Here is a 23,545-nt window from a genome sequence, read left to right as displayed (position 1 = left end):
GCTCCGGGTAGCGGGAATGACTGATGACCCCGCGTCGTTCAAATTTGAACGACGCGGGGTTAGTCTTTTCGTATGCCGGCCCCGCACCCACGAATGGAGCGCCCCGTGAACCCCGAGACGATGGAGACGGCGCAGGCGGCGGAGACGGCGCAGGCGGTCGGCACGCTCGCCGCGCCTTCGGCACCCGGGGCGCCCGAGGGGGCACGCATGCCGGCCCTCTACCTCAGCCACGGCGCCCCGCCCCTGGCCGACGACCCGGTCTGGCCGGGCGAACTGGCCGCCTGGTCCGCCGGGCTGCCCCGCCCCCGGGCGATCCTGATGGTCTCCGCCCACTGGGAGGAGGCCCCGCTCGCCCTCGGCGCCACCGAGCGCGTCCCGCTCGTGTACGACTTCTGGGGCTTCCCGGAGCACTACTACCGCGTCCGGTACGACGCCCCGGGCGCCCCCGGCCTGGCCGCCGCGGTACGGGCCCTCCTGCGGGCCCCGGGCACACCCGTCCAGGACATCCCCGACCGGGGCCTGGACCACGGCGCGTACGTCCCGCTGGTGGAGATGTTCCCCGGCGCCGACATACCGGTCCTGCAGATCTCCATGCCGACGCTGGACCCGCGCCGCCTGATGGAGATCGGCCGCAAGCTGGCCCCGCTGCGAGACGAGGGCGTACTGATCGTGGGCAGCGGCTTCTTCACGCACAACCTGGCCGCGCTGCGCCACACCGGACCGGGGGTCCCGGCCTGGTCCGCGGAGTTCGACGCCTGGGGCCACGAGGCACTGGCGGCCGGCGACCTGGACTCCCTGCTCGACTTCGAGGCCAAGTCCCCGTCGGGCCGCCTCGCCCACCCCCGTACGGAACACTTCGCCCCGCTGTTCGTGACCCTCGGCGCGGCGGAGGCCGCCGGCGACCTCTCGGCCCGCCGCGACACGGTGGACGGCTTCTGGATGGGCCTCTCGAAGCGCTCCCTCCAGTTCGGCTGAAATGGGCTGGTTGTCGCGTATCCAGCGATTCGAGCGCCGCTCCAGGCAACCAAGAGCCGGTGCGTGCCGTCTTCAGGGTGGGAGTGCACCGCGTCGAAGGTGACGGCGGTCTCACGGACGCAGTGGTCCTACGGGTCCGCGAAGGTCTCCAGGCCGGTCCCCATCCGGGGTCTGACCTGCACCTCTCCCGGGTCTTGCGGCGTTCCGCCCGGCTGGTGGCCGGGCAGGATACTGCAAGATCTCGAAAAAGAGGCAGCACTGTGGGAATTCTGTCCCGATTCCAGTCGTTGTTTCCTTCGGAAGCGGGCACTCGGGAGAGTGTCCGAGGACGCGCCGGCCCAGCATCAGGGCGTGTCCCGCAGCCGCAACGCGACCGAACTCATCGCAAGGGAGCACGCATGGCAACCCGCGCCGTCGCCCGTCGTCAGTCCTCGAGCAGCGCCCGTTCCGTGGGCGGAGAGATCGCAGACCGCGACCTGGTCGGGATGTACCTGGACGAGATCGCGCGCACCCCGCTGCTCGACGCCGCCAAGGAAGTGGAGCTCTCGCAGATCATCGAGGCGGGCGTGTACGCCCAGCAGATCCTCGACGGTGCGATAGAGCGCACGGGCAGGACGCCCGCGCGCGAGGAGCTGGAGGCGCTGGCCGCCGAGGGCGAGCGTGCCAAGGAAGTATTCATCCGCTCCAACCTCCGTCTGGTCGTCGCCGTCGCCCGCCGCTACCCGCGCAGCGGTCTGCCGCTCCTCGACCTCATCCAGGAGGGCAATGCCGGCCTGGTGCGCGCGGTCGAGAAGTTCGACTACGCCAAGGGCTTCAAGTTCTCCACGTACGCCACGTGGTGGATCCGCCAGGCCATCACCCGTTCCATCGCCGACCAGTCCCGCACCATCCGCCTCCCCGTCCACCTGGTGGAGGAGCTCGGCCGGATCCGCCGGATCCAGCGCGAGTTCAACCGCGAGAACGGCCGGGACCCGGAGCACGCGGAGATCGCCGCCGAGCTGGACACGACGGAGAAGCGCGTCGGAGACGTCCTGGACTGGGCCCGCGACCCGGTCAGCCTGAACATGGCCGTGGACGACGAGGGCGAGACGCAGTTCGGCGATCTGCTGGAGGACACCTCGGCCATCTCCCCGGAGCAGTCCGTGCTCTCGCTGCTGCGCAGCGAGGAGTTGGAGGACCTGCTGGGCAAGCTCGACCAGCGCACGGCGTCGATCATCAAGATGCGGTACGGCATCGAGGACGGCCGCGAGCGGACGCTGACGGAGGTCGGCAAGCAGCACGGCCTGACCCGCGAGCGGATCCGCCAGATCGAGAAGCACGCGCTGCTGGAGTTGAAGAAGATGGCGCGCGACACCGGCTTCGACGCCGTGGCCTGACGCGGCCGCCCCCCGAACGAGCCCCGGTGCCTATCCCCCCCCAGGCGCCGGGGCTCCCCCTTGCCCGGTGCCGTGCCCGCCGACCACGGTGCCGTGCCCGCCGACTACGGTGCCGTGCCCGCCGACTACGGTGCCGTGCCCGCCGACTACGGCGCCGTGCCCGCCGACTACGGTGCCGTGCCCGCCGACTACGGTGCCGTGCCCGCCGACTACGGTGCCGTGCCCGCCGACTACGGCGCCGTGCCCGCCGACTACGGCGCCGTGCCCGCCGACTACGGCGCCGTACCCGCCGACTACGGCGCCGGCGTCGCCGACGTGAGCCGCGCGGCCAGCCCGGCGGCCGCCGACGCCAGGAACGACGGGGCGTGGATCGTGAACGCCAGCCCGGTCAGGGCCAGCCGGGCCGCCAGCCACTCCGGCGAGTCCCCGCTGTCGAACCGGGCCCGGGCCCCGCCCCCCGGCTCGGCCACCGCCTCCCCGCGCAGCCACCCCGGCAGCTCCGCCGGGGCCACCGCGAAGGACACGTCCACCGCGTACGTCTCACCGCCCCGCAGCCCCCGCCGTACGAACGTGCCCGCGTCCACCGGCAGCTCCCGCGCCACGAACCGGGCCCCCGTCGCGAAGGCCTCGGCCACCCGGTCCACCCGGAAGGTCCGCCAGTCCTCGCGCTCCAGGTCGTAGGCGACGAGGTACCACCTGCTCCCCGCGCTCACCAGCCGGTACGGCTCCACCAGCCGCCGGGACTCCACCCCGTCCCGTGCCCGGTAGGCGAACCGCAGCCGCTCGGGCCCCGCCACCGCCGAGGCCATGACCGTCAGCGTCCGCGGGTCCACGCTCGGGCCGTCCCCACGGGTCAGGGCGACCGTGGCCGACTGCAGCGCGCTCACCCGGTGCCGCAGCCGCCCCGGCAGGACCTGCTCCAGCTTCGCGAGGGCCCGTACGGAGGCCTCCTCGACCCCCTCGATGGCGTGCCCGGCCCCCGCCCGCAGGCCCACGGCGATGGCCACCGCCTCCTCGTCGTCCAGCAGGAGCGGGGGCATCGCGGCCCCCGCGACCAGCCGGTAGCCGCCGTCCGCGCCCAGCGTGGCCTCCACCGGGTACCCGAGGTCCCGCAGCCGGTCGATGTCGCGCCGGATGGTGCGTGCGCTCACCCGCAGCCGCTCCGCCAGCTCGCTGCCGGGCCACTCGCGCGGGGTCTGGAGGAGGGACAGCAGGGAGAGCAGCCGGGCCGGGGTATCCGTCATGCAATCAAGGCTGCCAGCCAAATAGGACACGGACTGACCTACATGCCGTCTAGGTTTCTCTCCATGAGCACCGAGACACCCCAGGCATCGCCCGAAAGCGTGAACGGGCCCGTACAAGAAGAGCGGAACGACACAGCCACCTCACCCGCAGACCGCCGCCGCTGGCTGGCGCTCGCCATCGTGATGACCGCGGCCTTCATGGACCTGGTCGACGTCACGATCGTCAACATCGCGATACCCCGGATGCGCGAGGACCTCGGGGCCTCCACCAGCGCCATTCAGTGGATCACCGCCGGCTACGCCCTCGCGTTCGCAGCCGGTCTGATCACCGGCGGCCGTCTCGGTGACATCTACGGCCGCAAGCGCCTGTTCCTCATCGGCATCTCCGGCTTCACCGCCGCCTCGCTGCTCTGCGGCATCGCCCCCGACCCGGACGTGCTCGTCGCCTCCCGCATCCTCCAGGGCGGCATGGCGGCCATGATGGTCCCGCAGGTGCTGGCGATCATCCACGTCACCTTCCCGCCGCACGAGCGCGGCAAGGTCTTCGGCATGTTCGGCGCGATCGTCGGTCTCGGCGCCGTCTCGGGCCCGATGCTCGGCGCGCTGCTCACCGAGTGGAACATCCTCGGTCTCGAATGGCGTCCGATCTTCCTGATCAACCTGCCCGTCGGCATCGCCGGTGTGGTCCTGGGCCGCAAGTTCATCAGCGAGTCCAAGGCCCCCAAGGCGCTGCGCCTGGACCTGGTCGGCGTCGTGCTCGCCACGCTCGGCCTGGTCATGCTGATCTTCCCGCTCACCCACGGCCGGGAGAACGACTGGCCGCTGTGGGGCTTCCTGTGCATGGGCGCGGTGCCGTTCGTCTTCGCCGCCTTCATCTCCTACGAGAAGTACAAGATCCAGAAGGACGGCTCCCCGCTGGTCGAGCTCTCCCTCTTCAAGGTCAAGAGCTTCGCCGGCGGCATCGCGGTCCAGCTCACCTTCGGCATCGCGACCGGCATCTTCTTCCTGGTGTGGACGCTCTACATGCAGATGGGCCTCGGCTGGAGCGCCCTGAAGTCCGGTGCGACCGGCATCCCCTTCTCCCTGGCCGTCTCGGCCGCCGCGGGCATCTCGGTCCAGAAGCTCGTACCGCGCTTCGGCCGCAAGGTGCTCCAGGCCGGCGCCCTGGTCATGGCCGCGGGCCTGCTCCTGTACATATGGGAGTCCGATTACTACGGCATGGAGATCGCCTCCTGGCAGATGGCGGCCCCGCTGGTCCTCATGGGCCTCGGCATGGGCCTGATCATCGCGCCGCTGACCGACACCGTGCTGTCCGAGGTGCCGCGCGAGCACGCGGGCTCGGCCTCCGGCCTGATCAACACCACCGGCCAGATGGGCAACGCGCTGGGCCTCGGCCTGACCTCCGTCGTCTACTTCGGGGTGATCGACAAGGACGTGCTCTTCGGGCCGGAGTACGTCGGCGCCTTCCGCACCGCCCTGTGGTGGTGCGCCGCGGTACTCGTCGTGATCTTCGCGGTGATGTTCATGCTGCCGCGCAAGGCGGTCCCGGTGGACCAGCGCGAGGGCGGCGCGGCGCACGCGCCGGAGCCGGCCGCGGAGAAGGTCCCGGTCGGGTAGCTCCCCGTACGGCACTCTGACGGGCATGTCCGCTTCTGTTGGCGGGCATGCCCGTTTGCTTTGTTTTTGGATCGAAGTGGGCGTACGGTAAGGGGGAACCCACAGAGTCGGGCATGGAACGGAATCAAACCCACATGTACGCACCGGAGCGCCAGCAAGAGATCCTGCGCCTCGCCCACGAGGCGGGCCGGGTCGACGTCCTGTCCCTCGCCGACCGGTTCCAGGTCACCGCCGAGACCGTACGCCGCGACCTCAAGGCCCTCGACCGCGCCGGCCTCGTCCGCCGCGTGCACGGCGGCGCCATGCCGGCCGGCCGCCTCGGCTTCGAGCCGGACCTCACCGAGCGCGAGGCCACCGCGGCCGACGAGAAGGACCGCATTGCGGCCGCCGCGCTGGCCGAGCTCCCCGAGGGCGGCAGCGTCATCCTCGACGCGGGCAGCACCGTCGCCCGCCTCGCGGCCGCGCTCCCGCTGGAGGCCGCCCTCACCGTCGTCACCCACGCCCTGCCCGTCGCCGCCCGGCTCGCCGACCACACCGGCATCGACCTCCACCTCGTCGGCGGCCGCGTCCGCCACCGCACCCGCGCCGCGGTCGACGCGTGGGCCCTGCGCGCGTACGCCGAGGTCCGCGCCGACGTGCTCTTCCTCGCGACCAACGGCTTCTCGGCGGACGGCGGCCTGACCACCCCCGACCTCGCCGAGGCGGCCGTCAAGCGGGCCGCGATGGACGCCGCCCGCCGGGTCGTCCTCCTCGCCGACTCCACCAAGGCCGGCCAGGAGCACTTCGCCCGCTTCGGCACCTTCGCGGGCGTGGACCTCCTCATCACGGACTCCGGCATCGACCCTGACGACAAGGCGGCGATCGAGGCCGCCGGTACGGAAGTTGTGCTCGTATGATCCTCACCGTCACCCCCAACCCCTCCCTCGACCGGACCTACGAGGTCCCCTCGCTGGACCGCGGCGCGGTGCTGCGCGCCACCGGCGACCGGGTCGACCCCGGGGGCAAGGGCGTCAACGTCTCCCGCGCGGTGGCCGCCGCGGGCGTGCGCACGACGGCGGTCCTGCCGCTCGGCGGCACCTCCGGCACGCTGATCGCCGAACTGCTGGGCGCACAGGGCGTGGACGTCACCGCGGTCTCGATCGCGGGGCAGACCCGCTCGAACATCTCCGTGGTCGAACCGGACGGCACCCTCACCAAGATCAACGCGGCGGGCCCCGAACTCTCGCCCGAGGAATCGGCGCTCCTCCTCGACACGGTGCGCACCTGCTCCGGCCGGGCGGCGTGGATCGCCTGCTGCGGCAGCCTCCCGCGGGGCCTTCGCCCCGAGTGGTACGCCGACCTCGTGTCCCGCGCCCACGAAGCCGGTGCCCGGATCGCCCTGGACACCTCGGGCCCCGCGCTGCTCGCGGCGCTCCCGGCCCGCCCGGACGTGATCAAGCCGAACCTCTCGGAACTCGCCGCGGCGGTGGGCCGCCCGCTGTCCACCCTGGCCGACGTGGTCAAGGCGGCGGAGGAGCTCCGCTCGCTCGGCGCGGGCGCGGTACTGGCCAGCCTCGGCGCGGACGGCCAGCTCCTGGCCTCGGCGGAGGGCACCTTCTACGGCACCGCGCCGGTCTCCCGCGTCCGCAGCAACGTCGGCGCGGGCGACGCCTCGCTGGCCGGCTTCCTGATCGCCGCGGGTCCCTCCCGGGACGGCGGCTCCGGGGGAGGCACCGGAGCCGAGGCCCTGGCCTGCGCCCTGGCCCACGGCGCGGCCGCGGTCCAGCTCCCCGGCAGCGCCATGCCGACCCCCTCGGACCTGCGCCCCGAAGCGGTCCACGTCACCCAGGACCTGCCCCTGGACCTCCCCCTGTCCGAAATGAGTGACGAGCAATGAGCGAGATGATCACCCCCGAACTGGTCGACCTCGACCTGTCCGCCGAGTCCAAGGAGGGGGCGGCGCGCGCCCTCGCCGAGCGGATGGTCTCCCTGGGCCGGGTCACGGACCTCGACGGCTTCCTGGCGGACGTGGCCGCGCGCGAGGCCCAGATGCCGACCGGGCTCGAAGGCGGGATAGGCATCCCGCACTGCCGCTCGGTCCATGTGAGCGCCCCGACCCTGGCCTTCGGCCGCTCGGCCGCGGGGGTGGACTTCGGCGCCCCGGACGGCCCGGCCGACCTGATCTTCCTCATCGCGGCCCCCGCCGGCGCCGACGACGCCCACCTCTCGATCCTGTCCTCGCTGGCGCGCCGCCTGATGCGGGCGGAGTTCACCGCCGCCCTGCGGGGCGTCGCCGACCCGGCCGGGGCCGCCGCCCTGGTCTCGGGTTCCGACGCGGCCGGTGCTGCGGCCCGCCCGAGCCCCGCGGAGCCGTTCCGCGTCGTGGCCGTCACGTCCTGTCCCACCGGGATCGCGCACACCTACATGGCGGCCGAGGCGCTCCAGCAGGCCGCGGCCGGGGCGGGGATCGACATCACCGTCGAGACCCAGGGCTCCGCGGGCTTCACCCGGCTGACCGCGCAGGACATCGCCGACGCCGACGCCGTCGTCTTCGCCCACGACGTCCCGGTACGGGACCGGGCCCGCTTCACCGGGAAGCCCACCGTCGACGTCGGCGTCAAGGCCGGCATCAACCGCCCCGCCGAACTCCTCGCCGAGGCCCGCGACAAGGCCGCCCGCGGCGAGGTGGAGGCGCACGCACCCACCCCCGTCGAGCGGGCCGGGGAACCGCAGGACGGCTACGGGGCCCGGCTGCGGACCTGGCTCATGTCGGGCGTCAGCTACATGGTCCCGTTCGTCGCCGCCGGCGGACTGCTCATCGCCCTCGCCTTCGCCATCGGCGGGTACGAGATCAACAACGCCCCCTCCGTGGCCGAACACTTCATCTGGACCGAGGCCGCCAGCTGGGCCGCCCTCCTCTTCCAGACCGGCGGCCTCGCCTTCGGCTTCCTCGTCCCCGTCCTCGCCGGATACATCGCGTACGGCATGGCGGACCGGCCGGGCCTCGTACCGGGGTTCGTCGGCGGCGCCGTGGCGCTCACCATCAACGCCGGCTTCCTCGGCGGCCTGATCGCCGGTCTCATCGCCGGCGCCACCGTCCTCGCGGTGCAGAAGCTGAACATCCCCGCGGCCCTGCGCGGGATCATGCCCGTGGTCGTGCTGCCGCTGATCGGCTCCGCCGTCACCGCGTTCCTGATGTTCCTGGTCGTCGGCAAGCCCGTCGCCTCGCTCCAGCAGGCCCTCACCGACTGGCTGTCCGGCCTCTCCGGGGCCAACGCGGTCATCCTCGGCGTCGTCCTCGGCCTGATGATGTGCTTCGACCTCGGAGGTCCGCTCAACAAGGTCGCGTACGCCTTCGCCATCGGCGGCCTCGCCACCCCCAACGAAGGCAGCCTGAAGGTCATGGCCGCCGTGATGGCCGCCGGCATGGTGCCGCCGCTCGCGATGGCGCTGGCCACCACCCTGCGCGGCCGGCTCTTCTCCCGCACCGAGCGCGAGAACGGCAAGGCGGCCTGGTTCCTCGGCGCCTCCTTCATCAGCGAGGGCGCCATCCCCTTCGCCGCGGCCGACCCGCTCCGGGTCATCCCGTCCGCGATGGCCGGCGGCGCGGTGACCGGCGCCCTCTCGATGGCCTTCGAGTGCACCCTGCGGGCCCCCCACGGCGGGATCTTCGTGATCCCGCTGATCGGAAACCCGCTCCTCTACCTGCTCGCCATCGCCGCCGGTACGGCCACCACCGCGGGCCTCGTCATCCTCCTCAAGGGCGCGCGGGGCCGGGGCGAAACCCCCGCCCCCGCGGCCGAGAAGGCGGAAGCCGCCGAACAGCAGCAGATCGGCGCCGCAGCCTAGTGCTGTGACCGGGACGGTTCAGCGGACCCGCGCGCGGAGTTCCATCGCTCCGCGCGCGGCCGCCTCGCTCTCGTACACCTCGCACATGTGCCGCCCGTCCGGCGTCGCCGTGTGCTCGACCTCCCACAGGCTGAACTCGCTGCCGTCCAGCATGACGAAGGCGTGCTCGTACAGGCTGAAACCCGCGTCCCGCCCGTCGAGGAGGCACTGGCGGCCGCCGAAGGCCTGGGTGATCTGGTGCGCGTACGCCGAGCGCAGCCGCTCCGCCACCGGCTCACCGGGCCGGTCCGGGTTCTCCGCACGCCGCAGCACCCGCCGCGCGTGGTCGGCGGACTGCTCCACCGCGTACTCCCGGTACCGCTGCGCCGGCGCGGCCGCGGCCGCCGCGAACAGCGCGCTCAGCACGGCCACATCGCTCGCGTCGTCATCGTCGGAATCGGTCAGCGTCGGGTCCAGCAGCGCCTCGGCGGGAGCCTCGCCGAACAGCCGGGCCACGGCCAGGCAGGTCTCGGCCTTGCCCGCGAAGACCTCGTGCCGGACGGCCCCGTCGCCCTCCAGCCGGTACGCCAGCTCCCACAGGGACACCGCCCCGCCGTCGGCCAGCAGGTAGGTGTGCCGGTGGGTCTCCCGCCACACCCCCGCCGCGTGGCTGCGGTGGGTGGTGTACAGCGAAGAGCTGTGGGCGAGCGCCGTACCGAGGCGCTCGACCAACCGGTCGGGCAGGTCGAAGGAGTTGAGGGCGCGGCCCAGGAGTCGCTCGAGGTGCGCCTCGGTTGTCTCGTACGGATCGCTCAAGGTGGGTCTCCAGGCCGTCGCAGCTTGTCACTTCGCGGAAGCTCAACGTAGCCCCTGGCTCTGACATCACGTCCGGGGTTCGGTAAAACGTCCGGGAAGCACCAGGGGTTCCCGCCACACCTTCAGGTCAACTTCCTTATGCATGGGCATGGTTAGGCCCGGTATGGAAGGAAAGGCGGGACTATGGGCGGCATGGCAACGAATACAGTGGGCGTTCCCCGCCAACAGGGACGGCCCCGCAACCGCATCGACGGCGAACCGCCCGCCACCTCCCGGGGGTTGGCCTGGCTGCTGGTCCTCACCGGGGCCGCCGGCCTGCTGGCCTCCTGGGTGATCACCCTCGACAAGTTCCTGCTGCTGGAGGACCCCGACTTCAAGCCCGCCTGCAGCCTCAACCCCGTCGTCTCCTGCGGCAGCGTCATGCAGAGCGACCAGGCGGCGGCCTTCGGCTTCCCCAACCCCATGCTGGGGCTGGTCGGGTACGGGGTCGTCGCGTGCGTCGGCGCGGGCCTGCTGGCCGGCGCCCGCCACCGCGGCTGGTTCTGGCTCGGCCTGAACGCCGGAACCGCCTTCGGCGTCGGGTTCTGCTCCTGGCTCATGGTCCAGTCGCTCTACGAGATCAACGCGCTCTGCCTGTGGTGCTGTCTGGCCTGGGTGGCGACCCTGCTGATGTTCTGGGCGGTCACCGCGCGCAACGTCACCGCGGGCACGCTCCCCGCGCCCGCCCCGGTCCGGGGCTTCTTCGCCGAGTTCGGCTGGGCCCCGCCGGCCCTGCACACCGGCGTCATCGGGATGCTGATCCTGACCCGGTGGTGGGAGTTCTGGACGGGCTGACGGCGGCGGCCCGACCCCGTACCCGTACCGCACGGGCGAGGGCCCCGGCAGCTGGAGGCTGCCGGGGCCCTCGTCGTTTCCTGCTCCACGCCGGGCGCCGTGCGCCCGGACCGCGGGGGAGCCTGGATCAGCTGCCGATGGCGCCGTTGCCCGACAGGACCGGGATGTTGTCCAGGATGTGCGAGAGCGGCTCGTCGCCCTTGGCCTGGGTGGAGTTCTCGGTGCACTGCTGGTTCTGCGGGTTCGACAGGACGTTGATGTCCTGGACGCCGACGTTGACCAGGGCAATGAGGGACTGGGCGTTGACCTTGACCGGCAGGCCGATGCAGGGCTTGTTCAGCGTGCCCTGGACCAGGCCGAGCTGCGGGCTCATGTCGCCGGTGGTCTTCTGGTTGCCGTAGATCTGCTGGGCACCGTTCCCGTTGACGGTGTTGATCCCGTTGTCGTTGCCGATGGCCATGGCCGGGGCGGCAACAGCGGCGCCCGCGCCGACGGCGGCGGCGGTGACCGCGGCAGCAGTCATGATCTTCTTGAGCATCTTGATCCTTTTGTCTGTCGCACGAGTGCCCGCTAGTGGAGCGCCCTGATCAACTGCCCGGACGGAGGTTGGTTCCGCTGCTTCACTCAAACGGCCTGCGGAGGGCGAGGATTTCCCCGGGCCGGGTGAGCCGCCTCCGGACGCGTGCGCGAAGCCCGTACGCAGCCAGCAGGGGTGTTCGGGGCTCCGCGGTCCGGTTGCGGACCGTAGGAGGTGTTCGCACGGTGGGTAAGGAGGCGGATCGCTCGGGTCCGTCTCTGCGCGACCACCAGAACGGATCCCCCATGCACCGCACGAAGCGCTCCCGCGTCCGCATCCTCGTCCCGTCGGCCCTCGCGGTCGTCATACTCACCGGCGCGGCTGCCCCCGCGGGCGCCGCCGACGGTGCCGGGTCCGCCGCGCTGCGGAACCGGGTGGCGGCGGCCCAGGAGGAGATCAACGAACGCGCGGCGGCGGCCGGACCCCTGGACGACCTCCTCGCGAGCGTTTCGAAGATCCTCGCCGACCTCACCAAGTCCCTGGGGGCCCTGCTGCCGGGGGTGACGCTCCCGGAGATCAAACTGCCCGCGCTGCCCGCCCTGCCGGCGATCCCGGAGATCCCCAAGATCCCGCTCCCGGAGATCACGATCCCCGAGATCCCCGGCATCCCGCAGCTCCCCGTCTCCAACCCGGCGGTGCCGTCGGTACCCGTGGCGCCACCGGTGGAGCTGGTGCCCGCGATCCCCGACATTCCCGGCATCCCCGAGATTCCGATCCTCGGATCGCCGTGACGGGAACCGTGCGTGGTTACGACTATTAAGCTGAACAGGTCTGATCGCGCACCGACCCGTGTCGTCTGGGATGGTGGACCGTTTCGCTCGTTGTGAGCCCCGGATCGGGGCAGAACATCGAACAGAAGGTGCACTTCCCATGAACTCTGCCAAGAAGGCCGCCCTGGTTCTGGCCTCCGCCGGTCTCGCTGCGGCCGGTGCCGCCGGATCCGCCGCTGCCGACTCCTCGGCCGAGGGTGCGGCCGTCGGCTCCCCGGGCGTCCTGTCGGGCAACCTGCTCCAGGTCCCGGTTCACGTCCCGGTCAACGTCTGCGGCAACTCCGTGAACGTGATCGGCCTGCTGAACCCCGCGTTCGGCAACACCTGCATCAACGACTGACGCAAGTCGTCGCGCACGCGACTGTGGGCGTCACCGGCCTCGCCGGTGGCGCCCACAGTCGTATCTGCGCACTCGGGGGAAGGGCCCGTCAGTTGGCGCCGCCGTTGAGCTTCACGCCGCCGAGCATCGGGTTGCCCTGGGTGGCCCCGTTCGCGAGCTTCATCACCTCGCCCGGCGCATCGTTGCGGACCTTGTTCACGCTCTGCACGGTGCCCACGACCTTGTTGACGGCCTCACCCTGCTCGGCCAGGCCGTTGCCGAGCGTCTGCGGGAGCGCCTGCGAGACCGGGTTGACGGCGTTGAGGGTCTCCGTCACCCCGCTCGTCAGGCTCATGGCCGGCGAGGTGGTCGGCGCCTCGGCGGCGAAGGCGGGGGCGGTGGCGCCGAGGGCGGCGACGGAGCCGACGACGACAGCGGCGACCTTCGTGAGCTTCATTATGGAAATCCACTTCTTTCGTAGGCAGAGGCGTCAGCGGCGACCGTCGCGCCGCTTTCGCCCTGGCTAACGATTCCCCGCCGATCCGGAAACGCGGAACCGAACACGGCAACGGCCGGAGAATCCGACAAGGGACTCTCCGGCCGATATTTCTTCTTATTACCGGTATTGCCGTCAGGCGATACGGGACCTGCGGTAGAGAATGGCGCCGCCCAGGATCAGGGCCGTGGCGAGGGCCGCGGCGGCGCCGGTCTGCCCCGCGCCCGTCTCGGCCAGTACGGGCGCCGAGACCTGCGCCGGTACGGGGGCCGGAGCGGGCGCCGCGTCCGGCGCGGGGAGGGGCGCGGGCGCCGGGGGCATGGGTACGGGCAGGTCACCGGCGGGGGCCGCCGGCGGCTGGTCCGCGGGACGTACGGCCTGCGGTGCGGGCGCGGGGACGGGCGCCGGGTGCTCTACGACCTGGCTCCCGCGCGGCGGCATGGGAGCGGGTGCCTCCTCCACTACGGGAGCGGGCCCGGGCGCCGGCGCGGGAAGCGTGTGGGGCGCCTCCTCGGCCGGTGGGACGGGAGCCGGGGCCGGGAGCGTGTGGGGCGCTTCCTCGGCCGGGGGGACGGGAGCCGGGGCGGGGAGCGTGTGGGGCGCTTCCTCGGCCGGGGGGACGGGAGCCGGGGCGGGTGCCGGCGGCTGGGGCGCCTCCGGGACCGGGGCGGGCGCCGGAGCCGGCTGGTCGACGGGCTTCGGCGCCGGGTGCTCCACCACGGGCTCGGGCTTCGGCTTGGGGGGCGCAGGGGGAGCGTGGTGCGCCGGAGGGGCCGGCGGGTGCTCGGCGTGGGGCTGCGGGTGGGGCTGGGGAGGGTGGTCGTCGCACTCCTCCTCGCCCGCGCCGCCGGATTCGCCCGAGCCGCCGTAGCCGCCCTCGTCGTGCGCCTGCTCGGCGTGCTTGGGCGCTGCGTGCTTCGGTGCCCGCCGGGGCCCCTCGTCGCGCGGCTCCTCGGCCCGCTGCCGCGGCATCGCGTGCCGCGCCTCGCGCTCGTCGAGGTACCGCTCCAGGGCCTCGGCGTTCTCGGGGCTGAGGTAGCGCCCGTAGCCGTGGTCGTCGTGCGCGGCGGAGCCGGTCGTGGTGGCGCAGGTGTTGCCCATCGCGGGGTTCAGGCCCGCCCCGGCGTCCACGGTGTTGCCGCAGGCGTTCGGTGTGAAGGTGATCGGTACCGAGACGCTGTTGCCGGCCAGCACACCCGGTGAATGCGAGGCTTCGGCCATGGCCCCGGGATGCGCGTAGGCCGCGCCCGCCGCGATCGACAGCAGGCTGGAGGCGGCCGCCGCGGTGAGCACGCCCTTGCCCAGTACCTGTCGGCTCAGTACCTGTCGCATGGGTCCTTCCCTGTCTACCGGCGCTGCTGGCCGGTGCTGAATCGAAGGTGGCCTCGGAGTGCACCGCCGTGCACTCCGAGGCCACCCCGAGGAGGTCTGCCCTTGCGGGCACAGGTGCTTCGTCAGGCGTTGACGCAGGTGTTGCCGAACGCGGGGTTCAGCAGCGCGATGACGTTGACGGTGTTGCCGCAGACGTTGACCGGGACGTGAACCGGGACCTGGAGCACGTTGCCGGAGAGGACGCCCGGGGAGCCCACGGCCTTGCCGTCGGCCACCGCGTCGGCCATGGCGGGGGAGGCGGCACCGGCGGCCATCAGAGCGCCGGCGGCCAGCACCACTGCCTTCTTGTACGTCATTTGTTTTCGATCCTTCCCGCAGAGGCGTATCCGCTGCAGAATTAACAACGAGTGGGTCCGGAAAAAGAAACCACAGGTTTTCCGGGGTGTGTCGGCAATTCACTCCGATGCTCCCGCGCCCGGAATTCGAGGTCGATTGGCGCGAGAATTCGGAGGGGGCCCACAAGCGGCGAGGCCGCCGCGACCCGAAGGTGCGGCGGCCTCGCTGGCGCGGGGCGCTGGGGGTGCGATCAGCTGCCGGCCGAGGCGTTGCCCGACAGGATCGGGATGTTGCTGAGGATGTGCGAGAGGGCTTCGTCGCCCTTGGCCTGGGTGGAGTTCTCGGTGCACTGCTGGTTCTGCGGGCTGGACAGGACCGGGATGTCCTGGACGCCGACGTTGACCAGGGCGAGGACGGACTGCACGTTGGCCTTCGCGGGCAGGGCGATGCAGGGCTTGTTGAAGGAGCCCTGGATCAGCGCCATCTGCGGGCTCATGTGGCCGTAGGTCGACTGGTTGCCGTAGATCTGCGAGGCACCGTTGCCGTTGACGGTGTTGATGCCGTTGTCGTTCCCGATCGCCATCGCCTGCGGGGCCATGGCGGCACCCAGGCCCACGAAGGAGGCGGCAACCGCTGCGCCGGCTGCAAACTTCTTGATCATTGTCGTCCCTTTTTTGGCAGGATTGCCCGGTACTGGAGCACCCGGATCAACGGCCGGCCCCCGGTCCGGGTTGCGTTACTTCACTCGGATGCCGCCGTTTCGGGCAGCGCTGTTGACGTTCAGGCGTTCACGCAGGTGTTGCCGAACGTGGGGTTCAGCAGCGCGATGACGTTGACGGTGTTGCCGCAGACGTTGACCGGGACGTCGACCGGGACCTGCCCGAGGTTGCCGCTCAGCACGCCCGGGGAGCCGCCCGCGAAGCCGTTCGCGGTGGCGCCGTCCCCACCGTGCGCGGAGGCGAGGCCCGCGCCGCCCATCAGCATCGCCGCGCTCGCGACCGCCATGGTCGTGCCGCGCACCAGCCTCTTCTGCATCTCCGTTTTCCCTTTCGGTTCGAACAATGGTGCACCTCCATAACGACGTGACAGGCGCGAGGGTGCGTGCTATCGCCCAAAAGGCCGTACGAGCGAGTCCGGCGTGATTTCCAGCCTGATTTCTGCCAAAGTTCACTCCTGTTTTGTCCCCTTGATCGAAAATGGAGACAGGGTCATGGGTTCACCCCGCAGAATCCTCGGCGCGCTCGGTCTGCTGTCCTGCCTCGCACTTTCGGCGAACGTGCCCGCGGCCGGTGCCGCGGCCCCGCCGGGGACGCGGGAATTGCCCCGGGTGCCGTTCACCCAGCGTTATCAGGCCGTGCAGCACGGCGGGCTGGTCCGGGCCTCGAACTCGTCCATCGGCTGTCGCAAGGAGGAGTCCGAGCAGGCCGAGCCGTGCGCCGAGGTGAAGCGGGGCGCCGCCGGGGTGAACAGCGACTTCGAGATGTTCTACGACGAGGTCGACAAGGACCCGGACACGTACAACTCGACCCGCGCCGAGCTCAAGGTCCCGCAGGGCGCGAAGGTCTCGTACGCCCGGCTGTACTGGGGCGGGAACCTGCGGGTCGGCGAGCAGAAGCCGCCGGAGGACAACGGCCGGGTGCTGGTCGCCGAGCCGGGCGGCGCGTACAAGGCGGTGGTGGCCGACACGGTGATCGGGCACCGCAGCGACGCGGGCAGCGACGCCTATCAGGCCTCCGCCGACGTGACCCCGCTGGTCCGCAAGGGCGGCGCGGGGATGTGGACGGTGGCCCAGCTCAACATCGCCATGGGGCACTCCGAGGTGGGCGCCTGGGGCGGCTGGACGCTGGTGGTCGCCTACGAGCACCAGCAGGAGCCGGTGCGCCGGATCTCGCTGTGGGACGGCTTCGAGGGGCTGGCCGCGGGGCCCGGCGAGGCCTCGGGGCAGACGGTGGAGCTCGCCGGCCTGGACGCGGCGCCCGGGTCCGCGGGGCGGGCCGGGGTGGTGGCGTACGACGGGGACCGCGGGACGCTCGGGGACTCACTCACGGTGACGGCCGACAGCGGCCGACGGGTCAGCCTCAGTGATGGAGAAAATCCTTTTAATGATGTTATGAATTCCACGATCACGGAATTCGGGCATCACTCGTTCGTGCGACAGCCCGAACATATGAATAATCTCGGATATGACGCGGACGTGTTCGACCTGAGTCCCGCTCTGTCCGGTGGCGCCCGGAACCTGACCTTCAGGTTCGCGGGCGAAAGCCAGGGTCATTTCCTCGGTGTGCTCTTCGTTCAGACAGACGCGCGCCGCTGAACGTAGGAGATCACTCCACGTGTCACCACAGCCTTCGAACGCACAACCCCCGATCCCCCCGCAGGTGACCGTCCTCCATCTCGTCCAGCCCGTCGAGGGCGGTGTGGCCCGGGTCGTCGTCGACCTCGTCCGCGCCCAGTCCGCGGCCGGGCTGCGGACCGTCGTCGGCTGCCCGCGCGGCGGACAGCTCGCCGAGGCCGCCCGCGACGCCGGGGCCGAGGTGCTCAACTGGCGTGCCGGCCGGGCTCCCGGGCCCGGCCTGCCCGCCGAAGTGCTCGGCGCCCGCCGGGTGATCGGCCGCGTCCGGCCGGACATCCTGCACGCCCACAGCGCCAAGGCCGGGCTGGCCGGCCGGCTCGCCGTGCGCGGCGCCGTGCCGACCGTCTTCCAGCCGCACGCCTGGTCCTTCGACGCCGTCGGCGGGGCCACCGCCGCGCTCGCCCTGCGCTGGGAGCGGTTCGGTGCCCGCTGGGCCGACCGGGTGCTCTGCGTCAGCGAGGCCGAACGCCGAACGGGCGAGTCCGAAGGGATCACCGCCCGCTGGTCGGTGATCCGCAACGGCGTCGACCTCGACCACTTCCGCCCCGGCGGCCCGGACCCCGACCTGGACCGGGCCCGGGCGCGCGCCGGACTGCCGCTGCCCACCGCCTTCCGGGACGGCGGCGGGCCGCTCGTCGTCTGCGTGGGCCGGATCTGCCAGCAGAAGGGCCAGGACATCCTGCTGCGGGCCTGGCCGGAGGTGCTCGGGAACCTGCCCGGAGCCCGGCTCGCGCTCGTCGGCGACGGCCCCGACACCGAACGGCTGCGCCGCGGCGCGTCCTCCGCGGTGCACTTCGCGGGGGCCGCCTCCGACATCCGACCGTGGCTTCGGGCCGCCGATCTCGTTGTACTGCCGTCGCGGTGGGAAGGCATGGCGCTCGCCCCGCTCGAAGCCATGGCCTGTGGCCGCCCGGTCCTGGTCTCCGACGTCAGCGGTGCCCGGGAGAGCCTGCCGCCCGGTCAGGGACGGCTCTGCCTGGTGCCGCCGGAGGACCCGGCGGCGCTGGCCAAGGCCCTGGGACGGCTGCTTGCCGAGCCGCGGCTGCTCGCCGAACTCGGCGAGCAGGCCCAGCAGCACGCCCGGACCGACTTCGACGTGCGGCGGACCACGGACGCGGTCACCGGTCTGTACCACGAACTGCTGGGCAGGCCCCGGCCCTTGAACCAGGAGCGCATCAGCCGATGACGATGGACAGCGCACCCGCCCGGCACACCGGGCAGGGCGGCACGGGGCCTTCCGGAGGCAGTACCGGCACCGGCACCACCGCCGTCCGCCGTTCCGTGACCGCCATCCACCCGCCGCGCGGGCCCAAGGCGGAGCAGGCCCGGCCGGCCGTACGGCCGCAGCGGGCCCGCCGCCGCGACGGGGTGTTCCCGCTGCTGACCGCCGACGCGCTGGCCGTCGTGGCGACGGCGGCCGCCCTGCCCGGACTGCGACTGCCCGTGGAGGCGGCCGTACCCGTGGCCCTGGTCCTCGCCGGGCTGCACGCGCAGGCCGGGCTGTACAGGCCGCGGCTCGCGCCCTCCGCGCTCCGCGAACTGCCCGCGCTGGCCGGGCGGGCCGCCGTCCTGTGGTGCGCGGCCGCCGCGGTCGTGGCCGCCGCCACACCCGGGCAGGCGCTGGGCTGGGGCGCACTGCTCGCCGCGGTGTGCATGCAGGCCGTACTGGCGTGCGCCGGACGCGGGTTCGTCAACCAGCTCCGCCGCCGGGTCCGCGTCCGCAGGCCCGCCTCCACCCTGGTCGTGGGGCCCGTCACCGGGGCGAGCGCGGTCGCCGCCGCCCTGCACGGGCGCCCCGAGTACGGGCTGCGCCCCGTCGGGCTCGCCGACACCGCGGCGGCTGCCGACGGCGACACCGGCGCCATGCCCGTGCTCGCCACCCACGAGGACATCCGCCGCGCGGTCATCCAGAACTCGGTCCGGCACGCGGTGTTCACCCGCCCGCCGGAGGCCGACGAGCGCACCGCCTCCCTGGTCCGGCTCTTCCACGACCACGGCTGCCGGCTCTGGCTCGCCGACCCGGCCGGCACCGCCAAGGTCACCGGCATGCGGGTGGCGCAGCCCGCCGACCAGCTGTGGGGGTACGCCGTACAGCCGCTGCTGCCCCGTCCGGCGCGGCCGCTGGAGCGGTACGCGAAGCGGGGCATCGACTCCCTCCTGGCCTCGCTCGCACTGGTCGCGGCCGCGCCCGTGATGGCGCTCTGCGCCCTGGCCGTACGGCTCTCCGACGGGCCCGGGGTGATCTTCCGGCAGGAGCGGGTCGGCCTGTACGGGCGGTCCTTCACCCTGCTGAAGTTCCGCACCCTGAGCGCCGACGCGCACGAGTCCGCCACCCGCTGGACGGTGGCCGGCGACCGCCGGATGAGCCCCATCGGCTCCTTCCTGCGCAAGTCCTCGCTGGACGAGCTGCCGCAGCTGTGGAACGTGGTCCGGGGTGACATGAGCCTGGTCGGTCCGCGCCCCGAACGGCCCTTCTTCGTCGCCAAGTTCAGCAGCGTCCACCCCGGCTACGAGGCCCGCCACCGGATGCCCGTCGGCATCACCGGCCTCGCGCAGATCAACGGCCTGCGCGGGGACACCTCCATCGAGGACCGGGCCCGCTTCGACAACCACTACATCGACACCTGGTCGCTGTGGCAGGACCTGTGGATCCTGGCCCGCACCGCGGCCTCGTTCTTCCGATTCCGGCTGGGGGGCAGCTGAACATGAGCCTTGCCGTATCGACGACCCGGCTGCGGCCCGAGCTGCCGGTGCTGCTGCGCCGGCACTGGCCGCTACTGCCGCTCGCCGCGACCGTACTGTTCCTCCTCGCCCCGCTCCCCGCGGGGGACGCGACCGCCTCCGGCAAGGTCGGCCCGGCCGACGCCGCCTCGCTGCTGCTCGTGTTCGTCTGCGCCGTGCAGGCCCTGCGCGGCCGGGTGCGGTCCCTGACCCCGCTCGCGGCGTTCCTCCTCGGGCTGCCGGCCGTCGGGCTCGCCGTCGCGACCGTGACCGCCGGGGACCCGTTCGCCGCCCTGCCCGGGTTCGTGCGCTACCTCCAGGTGTTCGTGCTGGTCCCGGCGGCGATCGTGCTGCTGGTGCGGGACGCGTGGGAGTTCCGGCTGGCCGCGGGGTGCTTCGTGGTCCTGGCGCTGGTGCAGGGCGCGGTCGGAGTCGTGCAGTACGCGACCCACACCGGGGCCTCGTACCAGGGCGAGGACATCCGGGCCGTCGGGACCTTCGGCCCGGGCGACGTGATGGGCATGGCCACGGTGGTCGCGTACGGGCTGGTCGTCGCGACCGCGGCGGCGCTGGCCCCCGGGCTGCCGCGGCGGGTCCGGCGGCCGGCGGGCGGCGCGGCCCTGGTGCTGGTACTGCCGCTGGTGCTGTCGTTCAGCCGCGGCGCCTGGATCGCCACCCTCGGCGCCGCGGTGCTGGTGATGGGGCTGGCCGGGATCCGGCGGGCCCTCAAGGTGCTCCTGGCGCTCGGCGCGGCGGGCGTGGTGCTGGTCGGCGGGCTCGGGGTCGGCTCCGAGATGGTGGCGGAGCGGCTGACCTCCATCACCCAGGTCTCCAGCGCGCCCGACCAGTCGGTGACCGACCGCTACACGATGTGGGCGGCCGCCGGTTCGATGTGGCGCGAGCGGCCGGCCGCCGGGGTGGGCCTCAAAGGCTTCCCCGCCCACCGCGACGGCCACTCCTCGCTGGGGCTCTCCTCCGGCAGCGACACCGCGGGCGCGGGCCAGGCGTACCTGCGCCAGCCGCTGCTCTCCCCGCACAACATGTACCTGCTGGTGCTCAGCGAGCAGGGCCTGATCGGGCTCACCGCGCTGGCGGGCGGCTGGGCGGCGGTACTGGTCGCGGGGCTGCGGCGGTTCGCCTCCGGCGGGGCCGACCGGGGGATCCGGGACTGCGGCCTGGTCGCGGTCGGGCTGCTCGTCTGGCAGCTGACCGACTTCCTGTACGCGGACATCGGCGGCCCCTCCACCGTCCTGACCGGGGTGATCATCGGCCTGGCCGCCTGGTGGGCCCTGCCCTCCCGGGGGGACGCGGACGCACTGCGCCGCCCGGCCCTTGAGGGTGCGGCCGGCCGGTGACGGACACCACGCCTTGGCGGCCCGCCTCCGGCCCTCCGGCCGGGGCGGGCCCCGCCCACGTCCCGGGCACACCCCCCCGCCCGGGCGGCGAGCCCGGGGCGCGGGCCGTCCGGGTGGTGTCCCGGCGGGGCGCCGCGACGGCGGCCGGCCCGCGGCGGCCCGTCGTCGGTGCGCGGGCCGGCGGCGGCTCCGGACCCGGTTCGCCCGGCGGGAGCGGACCGGCGCCGCTCGGACGGTTCCTGGCCAAGGCCGCCGCGGTGACCGCCGGTCTGACCGCCGCCGGCGCGGTGTTCGGCCTCGTACGGGACCAGACCATCGCGCACCTCTTCGGCGCCGGGCACGACAGCGACGCGTTCCTGATCTCCTGGACCGTGCCCGAGATGGCCTCGACGCTGCTGATCGAGGACGCCATGGCACTGCTGATGGTGCCCGCGTTCAGCCACGCCCTGGCCCGCCGGGCCGCCAGCCGGGCCGGGCTCACCCGCCGCGAGGCCCGCGCGGCCGATCCCGTACGGCTGCTCGTGGGGGCGACGCTGCCGCGCCTGGCGGTGCTCCTGGCCGCCGTCGCGTCGGTGCTGATCGTCGCCGCGCCGCTCGTCGTCGCCGTGCTGGCGCCCGGGCTGCCGGACCCCGAACTGGCGGTCGAGTGCACCCGGATGACGGCCCTGACGGTGCTGTCGTTCGGGATCGCCGGGTACTTCAGCGCCGCGCTGCGGGCGCACCGCTCCTTCGTGCCGCCCGCGGCCATCTACGTGTCGTACAACGTGGGGATCATCGGCACGATGGTGGCCCTGCACGCCGTGTGGGGGGTGCGGGCCGCGGCCGCCGGGGTCGCCGTCGGCGGTCTGCTGATGGTCCTGGTCCAACTGCCCGCGTTCATCCGCAACGTGGGCTTCGGGCCGCCCCGGGCCAAGGGCGCCCCGCGCAGCCTGCGCGACCGCGACCGGCCCACGCTGATCGCCTTCGGGGTCATCGCCCCGGTGATCTTCTTCGCCGTCTTCCGGCAGTCCCAGGTGCTGGTGGAGCGGTTCCTCGCCGCCTCGCTGCCGCCGGGCGCCATCTCGCACCTGAACTACGCCCAGAAGGTGGCGCAGATGCCGATGGTGCTCTCCCTGATGATCTGTACCGTCACCTTCCCCGTCGTCGCCCAGGCCATGGCCGGCGGAGAGCGGGAGAAGGCCCGGCGGCGCGTCGAGCAGGACCTCGCGCTCGCCTCCCTCGCCGTCCTGACCGGCACCGCCCTCGTCATCGGCTACGCGCCCCAGATCATCCAAGTCCTCTTCGAGCGCGGCGCCTTCACCCACCAGGACACCGTCGCCACCGCCTCCGTCATGCGGGTCTACGGGCTCGGGCTCCTCGGCCACTGCCTCGTCGGGGCCCTGTCCCGGCCCTTCTTCTCGACCGCCCGGCCCACCTGGTTCCCGGCGCTCGCGATGGGTGCCGGACTCCTCGTCAACATCGTGGCCGGAGCCTTCGCCGTCGGCTGGTGGGGCACCTACGGCATCGCCGCCGCCAACGCCGCCGGCATCTCCACCACCGCCGCGCTGCTGCTCACCGGCCTCGGCTCGCGGATCATCGCCATCCAGGTCCGCCGGGTGGCCGTCAGCATCGGCCGGCTCTCGGTCGCGGCCTTCGCCGCCTGCGCCACCGGCTGGATCGCCGGGCCGATGATCCCCGACCCGCTGGTCAGCGCGGCGCTCGGCTGCCTGCTCGTCCCGGCCATGTTCGGGGCCACCGGAATGGCCATACGGGCCCTGGAGGTCACCGCCATGCCCGCCCAGATCGCCAAGCTCTCCGCTTCGCTCACCTCCCAGCTCACCCAGAGGTTCCGCAATGTCCGCTGACACCGATACGGCGCAGCCCGCCGCCGTGGTTCCCGCCCGCCGGGCCGCATCGCCGTGGGTCCTGATGTACCACTCGGTCGCCGAGTTCACCGATAACGCCGAGGACCCGTACGGCATCACCGTCACCCCGCAGGTGCTGGAGGCGCAGCTGCTGTGGCTGCGCTCCCGGGGCCTGCGCGGGGTGTCCGTGGGCGAGCTGCTCCGGGCCCGCGCGGCCGGGCGCGGTGCCGGGCTCGTCGGCCTGACCTTCGACGACGGCTACACCGACTTCCTGGCCAACGCGCTGCCCCTGCTGCGCCGCCACGACTGCACGGCGACGCTGTTCGTGCTGCCCGGCCGGCTCGGCGTGGACAACGTGTGGGACCCGCTGGGCCCCCGCAAGTCCCTGCTCACCGCCGAGGGCATCCGCGAAGTCGCCGCCTCCGGGCAGGAGATCGGCTCGCACGGGCTGCTCCACCAGGACCTCACCAGCACCCCCGACGACGTGCTCCAGCAGGAGCTCCGGGGCAGCCGGGACCTGCTGCGCGAGCTGACCGGGAAACTGCCCGAGGGGTTCTGCTACCCGTACGGGCACCTCGACGCCCGGGTCGTCGCCCAGACCCGGGCCGCCGGGTACGCGTACGCCTGCGCCATCGACCCCGGGCGGCTCGCCGGCCCGCACGCCCTGCCGCGCACGCACATCAGCCAGGCGGACGGCGGGTCCCGGCTGCGCGTCAAGCAGCTCCGCCACCGGGTGCGGGAGCTGCGACGGGCGGTGGCGCGGTGACGCCGGT

General features: G+C 72.9%; 23 protein-coding genes. 15 read left to right on the top strand and 8 right to left on the bottom strand.

Annotated elements, in window-relative coordinates; translation table 11 throughout:
• Window positions 1–207 precede the first annotated feature (207 nt).
• Window positions 208–975 (top strand): class III extradiol ring-cleavage dioxygenase, encoded by a 768-nt coding sequence (locus tag AB0M99_RS03065; RefSeq protein WP_365916923.1) that lies wholly within the window; start codon window positions 208–210, stop codon window positions 973–975.
• A 398-nt stretch (window positions 976–1,373) separates the two neighbouring features.
• A complete protein-coding gene (locus AB0M99_RS03060) occupies window positions 1,374–2,351 on the top strand; it encodes a sigma-70 family RNA polymerase sigma factor (protein ID WP_365916862.1) in 978 nt (325 codons plus the stop codon).
• 293 nt (window positions 2,352–2,644) lie between these two features.
• Here AB0M99_RS03060 and AB0M99_RS03055 read toward each other — a convergent pair whose 3' ends face one another.
• Window positions 2,645–3,595: a YafY family protein gene (locus AB0M99_RS03055; RefSeq protein WP_365916861.1), complete on the bottom strand. Its 951-nt coding sequence runs from the start codon at window positions 3,593–3,595 to the stop codon at window positions 2,645–2,647.
• A 183-nt stretch (window positions 3,596–3,778) separates the two neighbouring features.
• Between AB0M99_RS03055 and AB0M99_RS03050 the strand changes: the two genes are divergently transcribed.
• From AB0M99_RS03050 to AB0M99_RS03035, 4 genes are all read left to right on the top strand, one after another.
• Entirely contained in the window at window positions 3,779–5,212 is a 1,434-nt protein-coding gene (locus AB0M99_RS03050) for an MFS transporter (protein ID WP_365916922.1), read from the top strand.
• 134 nt (window positions 5,213–5,346) lie between these two features.
• On the top strand, window positions 5,347–6,108 hold the full coding sequence (locus AB0M99_RS03045) for a DeoR/GlpR family DNA-binding transcription regulator (RefSeq protein WP_365916921.1): 762 nt from the start codon (window positions 5,347–5,349) through the stop codon (window positions 6,106–6,108).
• Window positions 6,105–7,088, top strand: a complete 984-nt coding sequence (pfkB, locus tag AB0M99_RS03040; protein ID WP_365916860.1) for a 1-phosphofructokinase — start codon at window positions 6,105–6,107, stop codon at window positions 7,086–7,088. The genes AB0M99_RS03045 and pfkB overlap by 4 nt, the downstream gene beginning before the upstream one ends.
• On the top strand, window positions 7,085–9,040 hold the full coding sequence (locus tag AB0M99_RS03035) for a fructose-specific PTS transporter subunit EIIC (RefSeq protein ID WP_365916859.1): 1,956 nt from the start codon (window positions 7,085–7,087) through the stop codon (window positions 9,038–9,040). The genes pfkB and AB0M99_RS03035 overlap by 4 nt, the downstream gene beginning before the upstream one ends.
• An 18-nt stretch (window positions 9,041–9,058) precedes the next feature.
• On the opposite strand, the gene AB0M99_RS03030 is transcribed toward AB0M99_RS03035, so the two are convergent.
• Complete coding sequence (locus AB0M99_RS03030) at window positions 9,059–9,835, bottom strand: DUF6227 family protein (protein ID WP_365916858.1); 777 nt, start codon at window positions 9,833–9,835, stop codon at window positions 9,059–9,061.
• A 192-nt stretch (window positions 9,836–10,027) separates the two neighbouring features.
• Between AB0M99_RS03030 and AB0M99_RS03025 the strand changes: the two genes are divergently transcribed.
• Complete coding sequence (locus tag AB0M99_RS03025) at window positions 10,028–10,669, top strand: vitamin K epoxide reductase family protein (protein WP_365916857.1); 642 nt, start codon at window positions 10,028–10,030, stop codon at window positions 10,667–10,669.
• Between the two features lie 127 nt (window positions 10,670–10,796).
• Here AB0M99_RS03025 and AB0M99_RS03020 read toward each other — a convergent pair whose 3' ends face one another.
• Window positions 10,797–11,207 carry a rodlin gene (locus AB0M99_RS03020; protein ID WP_365916856.1) on the bottom strand — a complete coding sequence of 137 codons (411 nt, stop codon included), beginning with the start codon at window positions 11,205–11,207 and terminating at the stop codon, window positions 10,797–10,799.
• Between the two features lie 284 nt (window positions 11,208–11,491).
• Between AB0M99_RS03020 and AB0M99_RS03015 the strand changes: the two genes are divergently transcribed.
• Window positions 11,492–11,977 carry a hypothetical protein gene (locus tag AB0M99_RS03015; protein ID WP_365916855.1) on the top strand — a complete coding sequence of 162 codons (486 nt, stop codon included), beginning with the start codon at window positions 11,492–11,494 and terminating at the stop codon, window positions 11,975–11,977.
• A 139-nt stretch (window positions 11,978–12,116) separates the two neighbouring features.
• Window positions 12,117–12,356 (top strand): chaplin, encoded by a 240-nt coding sequence (locus AB0M99_RS03010; protein WP_365916854.1) that lies wholly within the window; start codon window positions 12,117–12,119, stop codon window positions 12,354–12,356.
• 88 nt (window positions 12,357–12,444) lie between these two features.
• Here AB0M99_RS03010 and AB0M99_RS03005 read toward each other — a convergent pair whose 3' ends face one another.
• From AB0M99_RS03005 to AB0M99_RS02985, 5 genes are all read right to left on the bottom strand, one after another.
• Entirely contained in the window at window positions 12,445–12,792 is a 348-nt protein-coding gene (locus AB0M99_RS03005; protein WP_365916853.1) for a hypothetical protein, read from the bottom strand.
• 174 nt (window positions 12,793–12,966) lie between these two features.
• Window positions 12,967–14,163 carry a chaplin gene (locus AB0M99_RS03000; RefSeq protein ID WP_365916852.1) on the bottom strand — a complete coding sequence of 399 codons (1,197 nt, stop codon included), beginning with the start codon at window positions 14,161–14,163 and terminating at the stop codon, window positions 12,967–12,969.
• 122 nt (window positions 14,164–14,285) lie between these two features.
• The gene (locus tag AB0M99_RS02995; protein WP_365916851.1) at window positions 14,286–14,519 is read right to left on the bottom strand and encodes a chaplin; all 234 of its coding nucleotides are present in this window, start codon (window positions 14,517–14,519) and stop codon (window positions 14,286–14,288) included.
• Window positions 14,520–14,749: 230 nt separating this feature from the next.
• Window positions 14,750–15,160 (bottom strand): rodlin, encoded by a 411-nt coding sequence (locus tag AB0M99_RS02990; RefSeq protein WP_365916850.1) that lies wholly within the window; start codon window positions 15,158–15,160, stop codon window positions 14,750–14,752.
• A 119-nt stretch (window positions 15,161–15,279) separates the two neighbouring features.
• Window positions 15,280–15,534, bottom strand: coding sequence for a chaplin (locus tag AB0M99_RS02985; protein WP_365916849.1), 255 nt, complete (start codon window positions 15,532–15,534; stop codon window positions 15,280–15,282).
• A 103-nt stretch (window positions 15,535–15,637) separates the two neighbouring features.
• Between AB0M99_RS02985 and AB0M99_RS02980 the strand changes: the two genes are divergently transcribed.
• From AB0M99_RS02980 to AB0M99_RS02955, 6 genes are read left to right on the top strand one after another with little or no spacing between them, the layout of a single operon-like run.
• A complete protein-coding gene (locus AB0M99_RS02980; RefSeq protein ID WP_365916848.1) occupies window positions 15,638–16,813 on the top strand; it encodes a DUF3344 domain-containing protein in 1,176 nt (391 codons plus the stop codon).
• A gap of 19 nt (window positions 16,814–16,832) precedes the next feature.
• The gene (locus tag AB0M99_RS02975) at window positions 16,833–18,038 is read left to right on the top strand and encodes a glycosyltransferase family 4 protein (RefSeq protein WP_365916847.1); all 1,206 of its coding nucleotides are present in this window, start codon (window positions 16,833–16,835) and stop codon (window positions 18,036–18,038) included.
• Between the two features lie 2 nt (window positions 18,039–18,040).
• Window positions 18,041–19,555 carry an exopolysaccharide biosynthesis polyprenyl glycosylphosphotransferase gene (locus tag AB0M99_RS02970; protein WP_365916920.1) on the top strand — a complete coding sequence of 505 codons (1,515 nt, stop codon included), beginning with the start codon at window positions 18,041–18,043 and terminating at the stop codon, window positions 19,553–19,555.
• 2 nt (window positions 19,556–19,557) lie between these two features.
• Window positions 19,558–20,928 (top strand): O-antigen ligase family protein, encoded by a 1,371-nt coding sequence (locus AB0M99_RS02965; RefSeq protein ID WP_365916846.1) that lies wholly within the window; start codon window positions 19,558–19,560, stop codon window positions 20,926–20,928.
• Window positions 20,925–22,772, top strand: coding sequence for a lipid II flippase MurJ (locus AB0M99_RS02960; protein ID WP_365916845.1), 1,848 nt, complete (start codon window positions 20,925–20,927; stop codon window positions 22,770–22,772). The genes AB0M99_RS02965 and AB0M99_RS02960 overlap by 4 nt, the downstream gene beginning before the upstream one ends.
• On the top strand, window positions 22,762–23,538 hold the full coding sequence (locus tag AB0M99_RS02955) for a polysaccharide deacetylase family protein (protein ID WP_365916844.1): 777 nt from the start codon (window positions 22,762–22,764) through the stop codon (window positions 23,536–23,538). The genes AB0M99_RS02960 and AB0M99_RS02955 overlap by 11 nt, the downstream gene beginning before the upstream one ends.
• Window positions 23,539–23,545 lie beyond the last annotated feature (7 nt).

Origin of the sequence: Streptomyces sp. NPDC051183, assembly GCF_040682455.1 — a bacterium.
GTDB lineage: Bacteria > Actinomycetota > Actinomycetes > Streptomycetales > Streptomycetaceae > Streptomyces.
This window is presented reverse-complemented; position numbering and strand designations above follow the sequence as displayed.

Excerpts from the sequence above, each read along its gene's own strand:
- AB0M99_RS03065 (WP_365916923.1), top strand. The coding sequence starts at position 208 with ATGCCGGCCCTCTACCTCAGCCACGGCGCCCCGCCCCTGGCCGACGAC.
- AB0M99_RS03060 (WP_365916862.1), top strand. The coding sequence starts at position 1,374 with ATGGCAACCCGCGCCGTCGCCCGTCGTCAGTCCTCGAGCAGCGCCCGT.
- AB0M99_RS03055 (WP_365916861.1), bottom strand. The coding sequence starts at position 3,595 with ATGACGGATACCCCGGCCCGGCTGCTCTCCCTGCTGTCCCTCCTCCAG.
- AB0M99_RS03050 (WP_365916922.1), top strand. The coding sequence starts at position 3,779 with ATGACCGCGGCCTTCATGGACCTGGTCGACGTCACGATCGTCAACATC.
- AB0M99_RS03045 (WP_365916921.1), top strand. The coding sequence starts at position 5,347 with ATGTACGCACCGGAGCGCCAGCAAGAGATCCTGCGCCTCGCCCACGAG.
- pfkB (WP_365916860.1), top strand. The coding sequence starts at position 6,105 with ATGATCCTCACCGTCACCCCCAACCCCTCCCTCGACCGGACCTACGAG.
- AB0M99_RS03035 (WP_365916859.1), top strand. The coding sequence starts at position 7,085 with ATGAGCGAGATGATCACCCCCGAACTGGTCGACCTCGACCTGTCCGCC.
- AB0M99_RS03025 (WP_365916857.1), top strand. The coding sequence starts at position 10,028 with ATGGCAACGAATACAGTGGGCGTTCCCCGCCAACAGGGACGGCCCCGC.
- AB0M99_RS03020 (WP_365916856.1), bottom strand. The coding sequence starts at position 11,207 with ATGCTCAAGAAGATCATGACTGCTGCCGCGGTCACCGCCGCCGCCGTC.
- AB0M99_RS03015 (WP_365916855.1), top strand. The coding sequence starts at position 11,492 with ATGCACCGCACGAAGCGCTCCCGCGTCCGCATCCTCGTCCCGTCGGCC.
- AB0M99_RS03010 (WP_365916854.1), top strand. The coding sequence starts at position 12,117 with ATGAACTCTGCCAAGAAGGCCGCCCTGGTTCTGGCCTCCGCCGGTCTC.
- AB0M99_RS03005 (WP_365916853.1), bottom strand. The coding sequence starts at position 12,792 with ATGAAGCTCACGAAGGTCGCCGCTGTCGTCGTCGGCTCCGTCGCCGCC.
- AB0M99_RS03000 (WP_365916852.1), bottom strand. The coding sequence starts at position 14,163 with ATGCGACAGGTACTGAGCCGACAGGTACTGGGCAAGGGCGTGCTCACC.
- AB0M99_RS02995 (WP_365916851.1), bottom strand. The coding sequence starts at position 14,519 with ATGACGTACAAGAAGGCAGTGGTGCTGGCCGCCGGCGCTCTGATGGCC.
- AB0M99_RS02990 (WP_365916850.1), bottom strand. The coding sequence starts at position 15,160 with ATGATCAAGAAGTTTGCAGCCGGCGCAGCGGTTGCCGCCTCCTTCGTG.
- AB0M99_RS02985 (WP_365916849.1), bottom strand. The coding sequence starts at position 15,534 with ATGCAGAAGAGGCTGGTGCGCGGCACGACCATGGCGGTCGCGAGCGCG.
- AB0M99_RS02970 (WP_365916920.1), top strand. The coding sequence starts at position 18,041 with ATGGACAGCGCACCCGCCCGGCACACCGGGCAGGGCGGCACGGGGCCT.
- AB0M99_RS02965 (WP_365916846.1), top strand. The coding sequence starts at position 19,558 with ATGAGCCTTGCCGTATCGACGACCCGGCTGCGGCCCGAGCTGCCGGTG.
- AB0M99_RS02955 (WP_365916844.1), top strand. The coding sequence starts at position 22,762 with ATGTCCGCTGACACCGATACGGCGCAGCCCGCCGCCGTGGTTCCCGCC.